Genomic DNA, 16,029 nt, shown 5'->3' with positions numbered 1-16,029 from the left:
TTTCGGCCGGGTCCGTGCGGTCCTCCCGCGCTCTTGACGCCCACGGCCTCCGTCCTGACGCGATCCTGACGCGAGCGCGAGAGGTTGCGAGAGGTGCGAGAGGTCGCGAGGGGTTCGAGAGGTCGCGAGAGGTCGCGAGAGGTTCGGAGGCGTTCAGAAGCCCTTGGCCAGCTCCACGCCCAGCCACACCGCGCCGAGACCGGCGGCGGTGCTGCCGAGGACGTTCGCGGCCGCGTAGGCGCGGGCCCCGCCCTCGTACAGCTTCAGGGTCTCGAAGGAGAAGGTGGAGTACGTGGTGAGGGCGCCGCACAGGCCCGTGCCGAGCAGCAGTCCGGCGCGGGCCGAGGCGACGCCGGTGAGCAGGCCCAGGATCAGCGAGCCGACCACGTTCACGACGAACGTGCCCCAGGGGAAGACGGAGTCGTGGCGGGCCTGGACGGCGCGGTCCGTCAGGTAGCGCAGGGGCGCGCCTACGGCGGCGCCCACGACGACGAGCAGCCAGTTCACTCCTCGGGCTCCCCGGGCCCGTACCGTACGACCTCGCAGGCGTCGAGCAGCACCAGGCCGCCCTCGGTGAGCAGTTCGTCGAGCTCGGGCAGGAAGGCCCGTACCCGCGCCTCGGTGTCCACGATCAGCACCGCCACCGGCAGGTCCTCGGTGAGCGAGAGCAGCCGGGTGGTGTGGACGAGGGCGGAGGAGCCGAAGCCCTCGATGCCGCGGAAGACGGAGGCGCCGGCGAGCCCGGCGGCGTGCGCGCGGTGCACGATCTCGCTGTAGAGCGGGCGGTGGTGCCAGGTGTCGGTCTCGCCGACGACGATCGTCATGCGGAGCGCCCGGCCCGCGAGCCGTGTGCGTGCGGTCATGCCGTCCTCCTCGCTCGTACGGCGGCCCGGGTGGCGAGGACGGCCGCCGCCACGGCGGCGAACGCGGTGAGCGCGGTGGCCGCGAGATAGATCATTCCGCGGGCGACGTCGCCCGCGGCGAGCAGGCGTTGGGTGTCGAGGGCGTAGGTCGAGAATGTCGTGAAACCGCCGCAGACCCCGGTGCCGAGGAAGGGGCGCAGGAGCGGATGCGGCGGGGTGACGGTCTCGGTCGCGAGGACCATGACCACGCCGAGGACCGCGCAGCCGACCGCGTTGACGGTCAGGATCGTCCAGGGGAAGGCGCCGGCGGGAGTGGGCCAGACAAGGATCGCGGCATAACGCGCCACGGCGCCGAGTGCGCCGCCCGCGGCGACCACCCCGACGACCGGCAGCTGCGCGCGGAATCCCATGGAGCCAGGTTAGTCGGGTAGCGACCGGTCCGCGGTCCACGGCCCGGGCCGGGTTACCCGCGGGTCTACCCGTCCGTACGGAACCCGCTGCCACCTCCGACGGGGCGGGAAAAAGGCAAGGCGCACAGGCGCGGGCTCCGGCCTGGGGCATTAACCGGAGCCCGGCCCGTGCTGCCTCGACCCGATCGTCCGGCGGGGCGTCGCACCGGTCAAAGCCCGTGCGGCGAGTCTGTCAGATCCCCCCGCGGGGTATGGCGGTGGTCCGGCCACCATCGAGGCGCCCAGACGGGTGCCGCGTACACCTCGTGTCGCGGGCCGCGACAGGCGACGGTGGAGGGGCAGCTGGAGGGAGCTGCGCAATCCGTAGGGCAGGAGTGTCGTGAGTACATCCGTCACCACCAGGTTCAGAACCGTCGCCGCGCATCGGGAGCTCCGGGGGGAGCTTCGGGACACGGCCGACGACGACGTGTACGGCGAACTCTGCGCCGCGCTCTTCTCCGGCTTTCCGCGCCGTGACCAGCGCATGAAGGCGGAGCAGTACCTGCGCGGGCTGCTCACCGCGCAGGGCCGCAAGTCGATCCGCAACATCGCCGCGCAGATCGGCGGCCCGGCGGCCGAGCAGAGCCTGCACCACTTCATCTCCAGCTCGACCTGGGACTGGCGGCCCATGCGGGCCGAGCTCGCGCGCTATCTGCAGCGGCACGGCGCCCCGCAGGCGTGGGTGGTGCGGCCGATGCCGATACCGAAGGCCGGCCAGCACTCGGTCGGCGTCGACCGGCGCTTCGACCCCGAGCAGGGGCAGGTGTTCCGCGGCCAGCAGGCGTTCGGCGTGTGGTTCGCGGGCGAGGAGACCAGCGTCCCCGTCAACTGGCGCCTGTTCCTGCCCGATCCGTGGGTCAAGGACCCGACGCGCCGGGACCGCGCCGAGGTGCCGGAGGGCGCCGGCGAGGAGACCCTGGAGGAGTGCGCGGTCAACGCGGCGCTCGACACGGCCCGCTGGCCCGACGTGGCCCGCAAGCCGGTGCTGCTCGACATCCGCGGCGGCGCCGGGCGCGCCGCCCTGCACCGGCTCGCGCTCGCCGGCGTCCCCGTGGTCGCCCGGATCGGCACGAACTGCCGGCTGACCGTCGCCGACCGCTCGCTGCCCGGCTTCGGCGCCGGGCCGCTCACCGCACTGCAGATCCTGGAGTCGCTCAAGGGCCTGCGCCGCCCGGTGAGCTGGGTGGACTCGGCGGCCGGGGTGCGCAGTTCGCGCACCTCGCTCGCCACCGCCGTGCGCGTCACCCTGCCCGTGCCGCCGGGAGAACGGCAGCGGCCGCTGCTCCTGCTCGGCGAGTGGGACGACCCGCGGCGCTCGCCCGCCCGGCTGTGGATCACGGACCTGACGGGCTCGGCGGTCGGTCCGCTGCTGCGGCTGACCAAGCTGTCGCGCCGGGTGGAGCGGGACTTCCGGCAGGTCGGCGAGGGCGCGGGGCTGCGGGACTTCGTGGGGCGCTCGTTCCGCGGCTGGCACCGGCACATCACGCTGGCCTCGGCCGCGCACGCGGCGACCGTGCTCGGGACCGAGCGGATCGCGCCGTACTGCGAGATCCAGGCCCGCTCGGCGGGCTGACCTCGCCGCGGCGAAGAGCCGACCTCCGCCGAGGGCATCGGCAGGGGCCCGGGAGTCGGGACTCCCGGGCCTCGTACGCGCGCCGTACGCCGACCCGCACCGCGGCCGCTCCGACTGCCGGGCGGTCGGCTCCCGGCGGATCAGCCCCTGGCGGTCGGACGGCCGGCGGCTCAGACTCCCGGGCGCTCAGACTCCCGGGCGCTCAGACTCCCGGGCGGTCGGGCTCCCGGCGGATCAACCCCAGGCAGTCAGACGGCCGGCGGCTCGGAATCCCGAGCGGTCGGACTCCCGGGCGCTCAGACTCGCGGCCGGTCGGCTCCCGGCCCCCCGGCCGCTCGGACTCCCGGCCGCTCGGACTCCCGGCCGCTCAGACTGGGCGGTCGGCGCAGGACGGGCCGCCCGTTGGGCGCTGCTCGGCGAGGGCGGCGCGGCGGCGGGCGAGGACGGCCCGGGTGCGCTGGAGCCGGAGCGCCAGCTGGACCTCCAGGACCTGGCCGGGCTTCTGCCACTCCGGGCCGAGGAGTTCGCCGATGCGTTCCAGTCGCCGCGAGACGGTGTTCGGGTGGACGTGCAGCGCCTCGGCCGCGTTCGTGGGGCTGCCGCCGGACGCGAAGTACGCCTCCAGGGTGTGGATCAGATCGGTGACCCGCTCGGCGTCGTAGTCCAGTACGGGCCCGATCGCCGACTCGATGAAGCCGTCCACGTCGTGGTCGTCCGACAGGAGCAGGCCGAGGAAGCCCAGGTCCTCGGCCGACGCCGCCGAGCCCGCGCCGCCCAGCGCGCTCATCGCGTCCAGGCAGCGCATGGCCTCCTGGAACAGCCGGCCCACGCCGTCCGGGCTCCAGCCGGGACCGGCCGCGCCCACCGACACCGGGTGGCCGAGCAGCGGGGCGAGCTCGCCGGAGACGGCCTTGGCGGCGCCCGACGCGTCCACACCGGGCAGCAGGAGGACGACGCTGCCGCCCTGCACGGTCTTCAGGCCGGACATCCGGTAGGCGTACGAGGACGCCCACACCACGGCCCGGCCCTGCTCGCCGCCCTCGGGGCGGGCGACCACGACGACATGCGGTTCGCGCAGGTCGATGCCGAGGCGGCGGGCGCGCTGCGCGATCTGCTGCGGCGCGTGCTGCGGCTCGGCGAGCAGGTCGTCGAGCAGCTCGTCACGGACCGGCCCCTCGGCGACGGCCGTGGAACGCTGCATCAGGATCAGCAGGGCGACGGACTGCGCGGCGAGTTCGAGCAGTCGCTCGTCCTCGCCGCTGAGCGGGGTCGCGGCGCGCACGATGAGCACGCCCAGGTCCTCGGAGCCGGCGATGACGGGCGCGATCCAGGTCCCGGGCCGCTGCTGCGGCCGCCGGGTGCGGCCGAGGCCCCAGCGGGCGTACGGGGCGAGGTCGTCGAGGCCCTCGCCGAACTCCTCGCCGAACTCCTCGGCGTCGCCGGCGAAACCGTCGGCGAAGCCGTCGCCCAGGTCATTGCCTAGGTCGTCCCCGCGATCGTCGGCGAGAGCGTCGGCGAGGCCCTGCTCATGGCCGCGGCCCGGCCGCCGCGCGTCCTCCGGATCGCCGTCCGCCGCCTGCTCGCGCTCCGATCCCCGCTCGACCTCCCGCTCCTCCGCTTGCTCGTCCTCCGCGGCCTCCTCCGGGCCCCCGCCCACGAGGACCGGCCGGCGGCTCGCGTGAGCGTCGAGGGACGCCTTGGCCACGACCTCCTCGTCGAGTTCGCCGATCTCGCCGGTGGAGGCGAGGGTGCGGCCACCCGGATCGCGGATCAGGACACAGGCGTCGAGCGCGTCCCCGGTCGCCTTGGCCACGCCGCGCAGGTCGCCGCCGGCCAGGATCAGGTTCATGATCCGGCCGTGGGCCTCGCCGAGGTGGCGCATGCGGGTGAGCGCGGTGCGGACGCGGGAGCTGTCCCGCTCCAGTTCGGTGACCTCGGCTCTGGTCTGGTCGAGGAGCCCGGCCTTCTCCGTGGCGACGGCGGCCAGGTCGGCGAGCGAGCTGATCAGCCCGATCTCGCCCGGGCTGTAGCGGCGGACCCGGCGGTCGGCCCCGTAGAGGAGTCCTATGACGGTGTCGCCGGCGCGCAGCGGCACGGCGACGACGGCCCGCATCCCCTCGTCCCGGACGAGCTGGTCGAGGACGCCCGTATGGGGAAAGCGCTGGTCCTTGAGGTAGTCCTCGGTCCAGACGGGTTCGCCGAGCGTCTGGGCGAGTTCGCTGAGTCCGCCGCCGATGCGGTCGTGACCGTCGCCGTCGAGCGCGGCGGACCAGTCCGCCGGGTCGCGCCGGCTGTCACTGCCCTCGGAGGCGTGTATGACCCGGACGCCGTGCGCGTCGCCGCGCAGGGTCAGGCAGGCGAGGTCCAGTTCGAGCACCCGCTTGGCCCGGCGGAGGACGGTGCGGAGCAGTCCTTCGAGGTCGTACGGGAGGGTCAGGTCGCGCGCGGTGTCGGAGAGGGCGTCGAGGCCGGTCTCACAGCGGTCGCGGCGCGCGAGGAAGTGTGCGACCCCGCCCGCGAGCTGCACGGCCCGCTCCAGCTGGGCCCGGTCGGCGTCCTCGGTTCCCGAGGCACGGGCCTGGTCGAGGAGTTCGGTGAACCGCTCGGGCGGCTCACGCCGGGCCAGCATCTCCAGGACGGCGAGCGCGTCGATGCCCACGACCGGGCCCCCGCCCCCGTCCGCGTCTGCGCCGTGGTTGGTCATGCTTCAACTCCCGCTGCTGAGCAGAACCGGGTGACGCAGTGGAAACCCGTACCGCTGGCCGAAACTGAATCCGCCGTGGATGGCGGTCAACGGTAGGATCGCCCGATTCATTCCCGTTCGCTCCCCTTCCGCCGCCTCCCCCGGCGTCCGCTATTTTCCCCTGCCCTGACGGGGGATCAGACCGCCGCGGTCGCCGTCGGGGTCACCGTCGAGGTCACGGAGGGCGCCGCCGTCATCGGAACCGCCGTGGGGCCACCGCGGAACCGGGGCTGCGTCGGCACCCGGGGCAGCACCGTGTCCCGTACGGAGAGGAGCGAGCGGTGCAGGCGGCGCAGACGCGCCGAGGGCGTCCGGCCGCCGTCGCGCTCGAGCATCGCGCACAACCGCTGGTAGACCTCCAGGGCGTCGTCGGTGCGGCCGGTGCGCAGCAACGCGATCATGAAGTGGGCGTTGAGCGCCTCGCTCAGCGGGTACTGGGCGGCGTGCATGGCGAGTTCGGGCACCATCTCGGCGTGCAGACCGAGCCCCAGCTGGGCCTCCGCCCACTGGTCGAGCACGCTCAGCCGGGAGGCTTCGAGGCGCTCGACCTCGGCGGCCAGCCGGGGACCGGAGGCGACTCCGGCGTACGGCTCGCCGCGCCAGAGCGCGAGGGCCTCGCCGAGCCGGAGCGCGGCGCGCGCCAGGTCGCCGGCCTCCATGGCGCGGTAGCCGGCGCCGGCCGCGCGCTCGAACTGCCAGACGTCGTGGGAGCCGCCGCCGGTGTCGAGCCGGTAGCCGCCGGTCTCGGCGGCGAGCACGGTCTCCGGCGTGCGCCCGCCCTCACCGGTACGGCCCTCGGGCCGCGCGGAGGCGAGCAGGGAGCGCAGTCCGAGCACATGGGCGTGGAGTTCGGCGCGGGCGCCGCGCGGGGCGCCGGACGGCCAGAGCTCCTCCATGAGGACGGAGACCGGCACGATCTGGTCGGCGGACGCGGCGAGCAGGGCGAGCAGTTGTCGTGGCGCGGCCGCGGCAGGGGTGAGCGACACCCCGTTCTCGCGTACCGAAAGCCCCCCCAGGATCCGGACGTCCACCCTTGCCCCCTCAGCGTCTGCGCACACGCGCAACGGATGCTCCCCCGGGGACGATTAGAAAAGAGACCGGGAAGCATGTCAATAAGAAACCGCCTGGTACGGAATCGGTGCACCGTCCGACCTGGAAAATTGCCCTCTTTGAGGCGATTCATCAGCATCAAGGGCGCATCAAGATGCAGGGAAACGTACCGAGCGAAGCGGCAACTGGACCCGCAGGTATGCTTTGTGGACTGTTTTCAGCCCTGGTCCGGACCGTTGAATCGCGCGTCGACATCCTGGTCGCGGCCCTCGTCGAGACCCAGCGCGCGGGCGCCGCGGCCGGGCTCCAGGTCGAGCGCGGTCAGGACGGCGGGGACGACGACGCTGGGCAGTAAGTGGTGGTAGAGCGTCGAGGCCCAGCGCTCCATCGAGGACCGGTCGCCCTCCATCGCGAAGGTCATCAGGTTGAGCCCGGCATAGGCGGCGACGACCAGGCCGGCCACCTCGGCGGGGTCGACGTGCGGCAGCAGCTCGCCACGCTCCTTGGCCGCGGTGAGATGCCGCAGGTTGATCTCGGTCCACTCGCGGTAGGGGCCGCTGCGGTCGAGCTCGTGGCCGCCCTGGTCGAGGGTGAGCCGCACGCTGCCGCTCAGCACCCGGTCCCGGGTCAGCCGGTGCGCGAACACCATGCCGACGTCGACGAACTCCTGCACCTTGGAGATCTGCGGGGGCGCCGTGGGCACGACCGCCACCTGGGCGTCGAGCACCGCGTGCGCGAGGTCTTCCTTGGAGTCGAAGTGGAAGTAGAGCGCGCCCTTGGTCACCTGGGCGAGTGCGAGTATGTCGGAGAGCTTGGCCGACTCGTAGCCGCGCTCGTCGAAGACGGCCGCCGCCGCCTCCAGGATCGCCTTGCGGGTACGGATCGCACGATCCTGCTTCGCCATGGGGAAGTCCGTCCCTCTCATCGCCCGAACCGGCATCCCGGCAGCCCGACAAAACAAACCCATGGGTATCTGTTTTCCGGCGACTGGAAGATACCCGAAGCCCTGTTCGCCGTGAACACGGAACATCGGCCAGTCGCCGAACCACTCGCCTGACCAGCGGCTTTGACGACAGGATCGGTCATCAGAACGTCAGGTCGAGGGTCACGCCCGGCCCCGGTCCGCGCACCCCTTCACCCAGGGCGACGAAAAAACCGACGCGCCGGTTGACTCGGTTTCAAGAATCAGTCGGCGTACGGGTCCGAGCCGCCGCCGTCCACTCCGTCGGCCTGCCGGATCGCCGTCGCCAGCTCCCGTACGGAGTCGGAGCCGGCGCGCTCGGCGAGCGAACCGGCCCGGGCCGCGAGGGCCGCAAGCCCGGGCGAACCGGGCAGCGGGCCGCCGCCGCCCGCCGCACCGCCGCGCAGTTGGTCCGCGAAGTACGCGGCGATGGCGGTGAGTTGCAGGCTGTCATGGCCGTCGCCCCAGACCGACGCGCGCGTCAGCGCGGCCGCGTCGACCGTACCGGAGCGCTCGTGCGGGGCGCGGGTGGCCGGGTCGAGCCAGCGGACGGTGGCCGTGGCGACCCGCCCACTCCGCCCGGGCCGCAGCTTCACCGCGTACAGCGCGGTCACCGTGTGCCCGGCCCCGACCTCGCCGCCGTCGACCCGGTCGTCGCGGAAGTCCTCGGCGGCGACCTTGCGGTTCTCGTACCCGACGAGCCGGTAGCTCTCCACCGTCCGGTCGTCGAAGACGACCTGCGCCTTGGCGTCACGCGCGCGCAGCTCTATGTGGGCGGGGAGCTGGTCGACGAAGACCTTGCGGGCCTGCTCGGGAGTGGAGACGTACGCGGTGTGGCCGTCGCCCTTGTCGGCGAGGCGCTCCATGAACGCGTCCCCGTACTCGCTGCCGACACCGACCCCGAAGAGCGTGATCCCGTACCGGCGGCGCTCCGTGTCGATGCGCTCCAGGATGCCGGCGGCGTCGGTGTCGCCGGTGTTGGCGAGCGCGTCGGAGAGCAGCACGACCCGGTTGGTGACGGCGTCGCGGCGGCCCTCGACGGCGACGTCGTACCCGGTGCGGACACCCGCCTCGACGTTGGTGGAACCGGCGATCTCCAGCGCGTCGACGGCCTCGCGCAGCCGGTCGCGGTTGCCGCCGACCCGGGTCATCGGCAACCGCGTCTCCGCCTCCGAGCTGAACGTGACGAGCGCGACGGAGTCGTCGTCGCGGAGCCGGCTCGCGAGCAGCCGCAGCGACTCCTTGACCAGGTCGAGCCGGCCCGGCTCCCCCATCGAACCGGACACGTCGACGACGAACGTCAGTGCGGCGGGCGGCCGTTCACCGTCAGCGGGCCGGGTCGCGAGTCCGACGCGCAGCAGCGACCAGCCGACGGCGCCGGAGCGGGCGCCGTCGAGGGTGACGCTGAAGCCGTTGTCCTTCGGACGGGGGTAATCGGGCTTGAAGCTGTTGACGAACTCCTCGGGCCGCACGGAGGCGGGGTCGGGCAGGCGGCCTTCGGCGAGGGCGCGGCGGGCATAGCCGTAGGAGGCGGTGTCCACGTCGAGGGCGAAGGTGGAGGTGTGCGCCTGACCGGTCTCGCGGGGCGCGGGCCGGTCGTTGCCGCTCGGGCGGTCGACCTGGTAGGAACCGCCGCCCGACCGGCCGGAACAGCCGGCGAGCAGCAGCGCGGCCGCGAGCACCCCTGCGGCGAGTCTTCGCTTCATGAGCAACTCCCCCTTCTGATACCGCCGTTCGTACGGCACTTGTGAATGTGACGTCCGGGGAGGCGGCAAGGAGCAGACGAAGGAGTTGCGGATGGATCTCAATGCGGCAACGGCGGCGGGGGCACACCGCTGTGGCAGGGACTCGCCATCCTTTTCAACAGGGGTTGTCACCGTACGCAGTCACGTGCGTACATGGAGTGGCACAGGGTGGCGCACCGATCGGGCGGGGGTGGTCAGCGGTGGCAGAGACTGCGGGCTCCGTGATGCTCGCCCGTTCGGCGATGGGCCGCGCCGGACCGGATCCACAGCGCCTCGCCGGGCGCCCGGTCCGCGGCACCCGCCGGGTCAGCGCCGCACTCGCGGGGCTCGCGGCCTCGACCCGGCACGAGTTGCTGACCTTCGACGACCCGGCCGCCTCCGCGTCGCGCGCGATCCCCGAGCCGTTCCTGGAGCTTGCAGGAGCGTGCATGCGCGCGGCGACGGAGCGGGCCGCGGAGGTCCGCCGCATCGTGCCCCGCCACGCGCTCCCCCACGTGGCGGGCACGGTGCGGGTGCCGGGGCGGGCGCGGGTCAGCGACTCGATCCCCTTCAAACTGATCGTCGTCGACCGCACGGTCGCGGCCGTCCCCCTCGACCTCGAACTCCTCTACAACGGCCTGCTCCTGATCCGCGACCCGGTCGTGATCGCCGCCCTCGTCCGCGCCCACCACACCTCCTGGGACGCGGCCCAAGAACTCTCCGGCCTCACCCCACCCACCCGCGACCTCCCACCCCAACTCCGCCCGGTCCTCGACGCGCTCCTGTCCGGCCTGACGGACGAAACGGCGGCGACCCGCCTCGGCATGTCGCCGCGGACGTACAGCCGACGGGTGGGTGAGCTGATGTCGGCGCTGGGAACGACGAGCCGCTTCCGCGCGGGCGCGGAAGCGGCTCGAAGGGGGTGGGTGTGAGGGCTCAGCTCGATCTCGCCACGAGCCGCAACCTCACTTCAGGACAATCAGAGGACTGCCGGCATGCCATCAAACAGAGCGGCTCAGGGACATCAAGACGATCCCCGAAAAGAACAGCACAGCGCTGAGAGAGGCCCACTTCCTCTGCGACCGTGTCCAATTCTCCCAGCCACGCTGGCCCTTCGTGGACGCGATGATCCCAACCGCCCCCACGACGAGAACCGCGACGCCTGCATAGCCCATGTCTTCCCTCTCAACATCCGCTCGGCACAGGTCCACAGTTGGCTCGCCAGGCCCTCACTTCGTACATGGTGGTTGCTGCGAGACCGACTGCCGTATTGATCCGGTCATACCGACCTGCTCGCTCGCCGACGCTCACGGCACGGCCCAGCCCGGCCCTCAACGCATGAAACTGATTGCGACCGAGCTTGACAGAGGCTCGAGTAACACTTTGCAGGGCAGATTGCGCAGCCTCCCCTGCATATACGGCTCTTCCAAGCTTTAGCGCAACCCCGCCTCCGGCAACTCCCACGAGATCGAGAGTACCGGAAACCCAATCCCCCTTGGAGAAGTCTACGTAGGCGTCCGCTGCTGCACTGGCCATTGCCAGGGGAATGAGCGCCGGGACAAAGATCGAGGCTACGCCAAGAATCGTCGTGCGATGAGCGTTCAGGAACTCGCCGGTCGACTTCAGCCCACTCTTGATCGCTCCCCAGAGGCCGCCCCGTTCGCTCTCCTGCCTCCGATCTCTTTCCGCGATCTCACGCTCCAACCTTTCCTTTTCCGCCTTAGCCCGCTGCGCCTCCACCACCTTCGCGTTGTAGTGGTAGACCTTGTAGTTGGCCGGGTTCGACCGGTACCGCCGGTACTTCTCCCGCGACGCGGAGTCCGACTTCGGCCTGATGTCGAAGTCGCCCTTCCCGTAGTCGTAGTGGATCGACATGCCCCGGTCGTCCGCCCACCGCTCGTCGTTGTACGACGCGCCACCCGCCGGGCCGTCGGGGCGCAGGCCCGTCGGGTCGGACTGGGTGATCGGGGAGTTGTGGGCGTAGCTGTAGGCGTTCATCTGGGCCGGGTCCTGGGGGTCCATGACCGGGTCGACCGAGAGGAACTTGCCCAGTGACGGGTCGTAGGCGCGGGCGCCTACGTAGGTGAGGCCCGTCTGGGTGTCGAGGGTGCCGCCGACGAAGCCCTTCTCGCCGGGCCAGGCGGTCGGGGCCGCACCGCGCGGGTTGCCGTAGGGGTCCTGGCGGCGGCGGGTGACCAGGCCGGTGGCGGCCGCGATGGCGACGAGGCCGGTGCCCTGCTGGTCGGCGCCGAGGAAGGGCGGACGGCGACGGTCTGGCCGGCGAAGGAGTAGTAGCGGGTCGCTTGGACGGCGGCGCCCGTGGTGGACGGGAGCTTCAGCTCCATGCCGGGGAGGTAGAGCGTGGTGCCGGTGGCGTCGCTCTTCACGGCCCGGTTGCCGTCGGCGTCGTACACGTACGACGAGACCTTGCCGTCCGGCTCGGTGGTTTTGGACGGCTTGCCCTCTGAGTTCCACTCGATGGTCCGCGTGGCCGTGCCCGCGGTCCGCGTGTCGGTGTTGCCGCTCGCGTCGTCGTGGTACGTGGCGGTACGAGGGCCGGAGGGTGACGTCTCGTCGACCTTGGTGACGGCGTGCGGGAGCTCCTCAGGAGACGATGTCCTTCCTCCCGAACCCCCGGAACGCCAGCGCGAAAAAGACCAAGGAGTACGTCACCGACACCGCCGCCCCCTTCACCATCCCCGCCCCCTCCAGCTGCGGCTGCAGTGCGTCGATCCACGCGAACTGCCAGTGCGCCGGCAGGAAGGCGCGCCAGTCGCCGAGTGCGGTGACGGCGTCGAGGACGTTGCCGAGGATGGTGAGGCCGACGGCGCCGCCGACCGCGCCGAGGGGGGCGTCGGTGCGGGTGGAGAGCCAGAAGGCGAGGGCGGCGGTGACGAGTTGGGAGACGAAGAGGTAGGCGACGACGAGGGCGAGGCGGAGCACGGCGGGGGCGGCGGGGAGGGCGCCGCCGGTGGGGAGGGCGAGGGGGCCCCAGCCGTACGCGACGGTGCCGGCGGCCAGGGCGACCAGCGGGAGCAGGAGCATCGCGGCGGCGCTGAAGGCGAGCGCGACGGCGAGTTTGGACCACAGCAGGCGGGCCCGGGGGACGGGCGCGGCGAGCAGGTAGCGCAGGGAGGACCAGCCGGCCTCGGCTGCGACGGTGTCGCCGCAGAACAGGGCGACCGGGATGACGAGCAGGAAGCCCGCGGAGACGAAGAGGCAGGTCGCCGCGAAGTTGGCGCCGGAGGCGGTCGCGGTGTCCATCAGGGTGATGCGGTCGTTGCCGGCGCCGTCCGGGCCGCCGCCGATCGCGAAGGCGGTGATGAGGACGAACGGCAGGGCGGCCAGGATCAGGCCCATCACGAGGGTGCGACGGCGGCCGAGTTGGCGTACCGCCTCCACCCGGAACCGCAGCGTGCGGTGAGGTGCGTAGCCCGGGGCGGTCATGCGGTCTCTCCTCCGATCAGGGTCAGGAAGGCGTCCTCCAGGCGCCGGTGCGGCCCCACGCCGGTCACCGGCACGTCGAGCCGCACCAGTTCGCCGATCAGCTGCGTGGAGGTGCGGTCCGTGAGCCGGACCAGCAGGCCGGCCTCCGTCCGTACCGCGCCGAGTTTCTCCACGACCGCGTCCGGCACCGGGCCGTCCAGGGTGACGAGGAGGGTGTCGCCGGAGCCGCTGATCTCGCCGACGGGGCCGGCCGTGACCAGGCCGCCGCGGTCCATGACGACCAGGTGGGTGCAGGACTGTTCGACCTCGGCGAGGAGGTGGCTGGAGACGATGACGGTGCGGCCGCCGGCCGCGTACCGGATCATCACCTCCCGCATCTCGCGGATCTGCGGCGGGTCGAGCCCGTTGGTCGGTTCGTCGAGGATCAGCAGGTCGGGCAGGCCCAGCATGGCCTGGGCGATGGCGAGCCGCTGCCGCATGCCCTGCGAGTAGGTGCGTACGGACCGCTGGAGGGCGCCGCCCAGGTTGGCGATCCGCAGCGCCTCGTCGAGGTGGGCGTCCTCGGCGGGGCGGCCGGTGGCGCGCCAGTAGAGCTCCAGGTTCTCCCGCCCGGACAGGTGCGGCAGGAAGCCGGCGCCCTCGACGAACGCGCCGACCCGGGACAGCACCGGGGCGCCGGGGCGGATCGCGTGGCCGAAGACCCGGATCTCGCCCTGGTCGGGGGTGATGAGGCCCATGAGCATGCGCAGGGTGGTGGTCTTGCCGGCGCCGTTGGGGCCGAGCAGGCCGAGCACCTGGCCGCGTTCGACACGGAAGGAGAGGTCACGGACGCTGTACCGGTCGCCGCCTGCGTACTTCTTGGTCAGTCCGGTGATCTGCAGCGGCACGTCGGCCAGTCCGGGGTCGGCGGGCGGTGCGGTGGTGCGGCGCCGGGCGGTGAGGAGGAGCGCGGCGGCGACGAGCGCGCCCGCGAGCGGCAGGCCCCACACCCACCACGGCAGGCCCGCCGCCCGGCCGGTCACGGCCGGGGCGGTCGGGGCGGTGAGGGGGCTCGCGACGGAGACGGTGTACGTGGCGGGCGCGGCCGGCGAGGCGTAGCCGAGGTCCGTCGCGGCGAGCACGAGCCGCAGCCGGTGCCCGGTCGGCACCTCGTGGTCCACGGCCGGCAGGGTGAGCGCCAGCTCCTGGCCGAGGGCCGCGTGCTCCACCCGTACCGGCGTGACGAGTTGCGCGGGCAGCACCTGCTGCCGGCCGTCCGGCCCCACGTCGTACACCTTGGCGAAGAGCACCGCCGAGCCGTCGGGCGCGGTCGAGGTGACCCGGATCCGGACGGTCGGGGTGCCCGTGACGCGGATCGGGCGGGTCTGCGGCCGGGCGTCGAAGGCCGCGAACTGGCCCGGGAAGTCGAGCGAGAGGCCCACTCCGAGGGAGGAGGACAGGGCGGAGAGGCCGCCGCCGAGGCCGGGCACGGCGGAGAGGGCGGGCGGGGCCGCGCCGGCCGGGTTGGCGAAGGACTGGGGCCGGCCCGACAGCACGACGCGGACGGGGCCGGCGGCGAGGCCGGGGTAGCGGTCGGCGGTGGCGGCGCGCAGGGTGGCGCGGCCGTCGGTGGAGTCGACGCCTCCGGTACGGCTGACGCGGAAGGCCGGCCCGGGGTCGACGGACGTGCCCCGCTTGAGGTGACGGTCGAACCAGGCGGTGATCCGGGCCTCGATCCGCCCGGTCTCGCGGTCGCCGCCGTCGTGACCGCCGGCCGTCCAGTCGACGGCGACGGGCGCGCCGTTGGCGGCGATGGTGCGGGCCATGGCGTCCGCCTGGCCGAGCGGGAAGAGGGAGTCGGCCTGGCCCTGGACGATCAGCGCGGGCACCTTGATGCGGGCGCCGACGGCGGACGGGCTGCGGGCCTCCAGGAGCGCGCGGGCGGCGGCGTCGGGGCGGCCGGAGACGGCGACGCGCTGGTAGAGGGCGCAGACCTCGGGGCTGAACCGCCCGCAGGAGCCCCCGTTCCGGGAACCTGCCCCGGCCGCGGCCCCGGGTCCCGCCCCGGATCCCGTGGTGAAGAAGATGCCGGACCAGAGCTTCTTGAAGACGCCGTTCGGGAACAGGGCGTCGGCGAGGTTCCAGTACGTGATCTGCGGGGCGATCGCGTCGACGCGCGGGTCGTACCCGGCGGCGAGCAGCGCGACCGCGCCGCCGTAGGAGGCGCCGGTGACGCCGACGCGCGGGTCGCCCGGGCCGTCGAGCAGCACCTCGGGGCGGCGGGCCAGCCAGTCGACGAGCCCGCGGACGTCTTTGACCTCGCGCTGCGGGTCGTTGAGGCCGATCTGCCCGGTGGAGGCGCCGAAGCCGCGGGCGGACCAGGTGAGGACGGCGTATCCGGCGCGGGCGAGCTGTTCGGCCTGGGCGCGGACGTCGTCCTTGGAGCCGCCGAAGCCGTGCCCGAGGAGGACGGCGGGGCGCCGGCGGCCGGACTCTCCGGCGGTGAAGTACGAGGTGTCGAGCCGTACTCCGTCGAGGGCGAGCGTCCGGTCGGCGCGCCGCACCGGCGCGGGTTCGTCGGCGGCGACGGCGGTCCAGGCGACACCGCCGCCCGCGAGCACGGCGAGGACGGCGAGGATCGCGGCCCACCGCGGCAGGCCCCTCCGGGGAAGTCGCAGCTTCATGGGTCGAGCCTAGGTGCCGGGCGGGGCGGACCCGGCTGTCCAGGGGCGGAAGTCGGCGGCCTTCTCAGGTCGTAGCCGCTACGGTCGTCGTACACCAGCCGCGGTATGCGCAACGGGAGGTACGAGGTGGAGATCCGGCGGGCGACGACGGTGGCGGAACTGCTTGCGGCGGCCCACCTGTACGACGCCGCGCCGCGCGAGGAGTGGGCTGCCGCCTTCCTGGCCGCGCCGGGGCATGTGCTGCTGATCGCGTACGCGGCCGACGGCTCTCCCGCCGGCTTCGTGTCGGGGATCGAGATGCGCCACCCCGACAAGGGCGTTGAGATGTGCCTGTACGAGCTGTCCGTGGACGAGGCGCACCGGCGGCGGGGCGTCGGCCGGGCCCTGACGGAGGCCCTGGCGGCGGAGGCCCGCACGCGCGGCTGCTACGACATGTGGGTCGGTGTGGACACCGACAACGAGCCGGCCCTGCGCACCTACCGGTCGGCGGGCGCGGCGGACGAGGGAGTGTTCGCGATGCGCGTCTGGACGTTCGACGCCGGCTGAACGCGGGGGC

At 73.2% G+C, this 16,029-nt stretch carries 13 protein-coding genes and 1 pseudogene; 3 read left to right on the top strand and 11 right to left on the bottom strand.

Features of this window, described 5'->3' with window-relative positions; all coding sequences use genetic code 11:
• Positions 1 to 153 precede the first annotated feature (153 nt).
• Genes crcB (ACIRSU_RS16755) through crcB (ACIRSU_RS16745) form a run of 3 tightly spaced genes read right to left on the bottom strand, consistent with a single transcriptional unit; the run spans position 154 to position 1,273 of the window.
• A complete protein-coding gene (gene crcB / locus ACIRSU_RS16755; protein WP_403792740.1) occupies positions 154 to 507 on the bottom strand; it encodes a fluoride efflux transporter CrcB in 354 nt (117 codons plus the stop codon).
• Positions 504 to 863, bottom strand: a complete 360-nt coding sequence (locus ACIRSU_RS16750) for a DUF190 domain-containing protein (RefSeq protein WP_403792738.1) — start codon at positions 861 to 863, stop codon at positions 504 to 506. The genes crcB (ACIRSU_RS16755) and ACIRSU_RS16750 overlap by 4 nt, the downstream gene beginning before the upstream one ends.
• On the bottom strand, positions 860 to 1,273 hold the full coding sequence (gene crcB / locus ACIRSU_RS16745) for a fluoride efflux transporter CrcB (protein WP_403792737.1): 414 nt from the start codon (positions 1,271 to 1,273) through the stop codon (positions 860 to 862). Before crcB (ACIRSU_RS16745) ends, ACIRSU_RS16750 begins: the two co-directional genes overlap by 4 nt.
• A 379-nt stretch (positions 1,274 to 1,652) precedes the next feature.
• Between crcB (ACIRSU_RS16745) and ACIRSU_RS16740 the strand changes: the two genes are divergently transcribed.
• Positions 1,653 to 2,885 (top strand): IS701 family transposase, encoded by a 1,233-nt coding sequence (locus ACIRSU_RS16740; protein ID WP_403792735.1) that lies wholly within the window; start codon positions 1,653 to 1,655, stop codon positions 2,883 to 2,885.
• A gap of 367 nt (positions 2,886 to 3,252) precedes the next feature.
• Here the strand turns inward: ACIRSU_RS16740 and ACIRSU_RS16735 are convergent, their stop codons facing one another.
• The 4 genes from ACIRSU_RS16735 to ACIRSU_RS16720 all read right to left on the bottom strand — a co-directional run bounded on the left by ACIRSU_RS16735 (position 3,253) and on the right by ACIRSU_RS16720 (position 9,345).
• Positions 3,253 to 5,589, bottom strand: coding sequence for a helix-turn-helix domain-containing protein (locus ACIRSU_RS16735; protein WP_403792733.1), 2,337 nt, complete (start codon positions 5,587 to 5,589; stop codon positions 3,253 to 3,255).
• Between the two features lie 176 nt (positions 5,590 to 5,765).
• A complete protein-coding gene (locus ACIRSU_RS16730) occupies positions 5,766 to 6,614 on the bottom strand; it encodes a BTAD domain-containing putative transcriptional regulator (protein WP_403792731.1) in 849 nt (282 codons plus the stop codon).
• Between the two features lie 281 nt (positions 6,615 to 6,895).
• A complete protein-coding gene (locus ACIRSU_RS16725) occupies positions 6,896 to 7,582 on the bottom strand; it encodes a ScbR family autoregulator-binding transcription factor (protein ID WP_403792729.1) in 687 nt (228 codons plus the stop codon).
• Between the two features lie 281 nt (positions 7,583 to 7,863).
• Positions 7,864 to 9,345, bottom strand: coding sequence for a von Willebrand factor type A domain-containing protein (locus tag ACIRSU_RS16720; RefSeq protein ID WP_403792727.1), 1,482 nt, complete (start codon positions 9,343 to 9,345; stop codon positions 7,864 to 7,866).
• A 239-nt stretch (positions 9,346 to 9,584) separates the two neighbouring features.
• Between ACIRSU_RS16720 and ACIRSU_RS16715 the strand changes: the two genes are divergently transcribed.
• On the top strand, positions 9,585 to 10,295 hold the full coding sequence (locus ACIRSU_RS16715; RefSeq protein WP_403792725.1) for a DNA-binding response regulator: 711 nt from the start codon (positions 9,585 to 9,587) through the stop codon (positions 10,293 to 10,295).
• Between the two features lie 253 nt (positions 10,296 to 10,548).
• Here the strand turns inward: ACIRSU_RS16715 and ACIRSU_RS16710 are convergent, their stop codons facing one another.
• The 4 genes and pseudogenes from ACIRSU_RS16710 to ACIRSU_RS16695 form a co-directional block, all read right to left on the bottom strand.
• Complete coding sequence (locus ACIRSU_RS16710; RefSeq protein WP_403793608.1) at positions 10,549 to 11,562, bottom strand: RHS repeat-associated core domain-containing protein; 1,014 nt, start codon at positions 11,560 to 11,562, stop codon at positions 10,549 to 10,551.
• Positions 11,563 to 11,732: 170 nt separating this feature from the next.
• A pseudogene (locus ACIRSU_RS16705) lies at positions 11,733 to 11,843 on the bottom strand (hypothetical protein); the annotation flags it as partial.
• 124 nt (positions 11,844 to 11,967) lie between these two features.
• A complete protein-coding gene (locus ACIRSU_RS16700; RefSeq protein WP_403792723.1) occupies positions 11,968 to 12,810 on the bottom strand; it encodes an ABC transporter permease in 843 nt (280 codons plus the stop codon).
• On the bottom strand, positions 12,807 to 15,473 hold the full coding sequence (locus ACIRSU_RS16695) for an alpha/beta fold hydrolase (RefSeq protein ID WP_403792721.1): 2,667 nt from the start codon (positions 15,471 to 15,473) through the stop codon (positions 12,807 to 12,809). Before ACIRSU_RS16695 ends, ACIRSU_RS16700 begins: the two co-directional genes overlap by 4 nt.
• Before the next feature lie 126 nt (positions 15,474 to 15,599).
• Here ACIRSU_RS16695 and ACIRSU_RS16690 point away from each other — a divergent pair, with 126 nt between their 5' ends.
• Positions 15,600 to 16,019, top strand: coding sequence for a GNAT family N-acetyltransferase (locus tag ACIRSU_RS16690; protein ID WP_403793606.1), 420 nt, complete (start codon positions 15,600 to 15,602; stop codon positions 16,017 to 16,019).
• The last annotated feature ends 10 nt before the right edge of the window (positions 16,020 to 16,029 follow it).

It is taken from the genome of Streptomyces sp. NPDC101160 (assembly GCF_044768205.1).
Taxonomy (GTDB): Bacteria; Actinomycetota; Actinomycetes; order Streptomycetales; family Streptomycetaceae; genus Streptomyces.
Note: the sequence above shows the minus strand (reverse complement) of the source record. Positions and strands in the feature narration are given on the sequence as shown.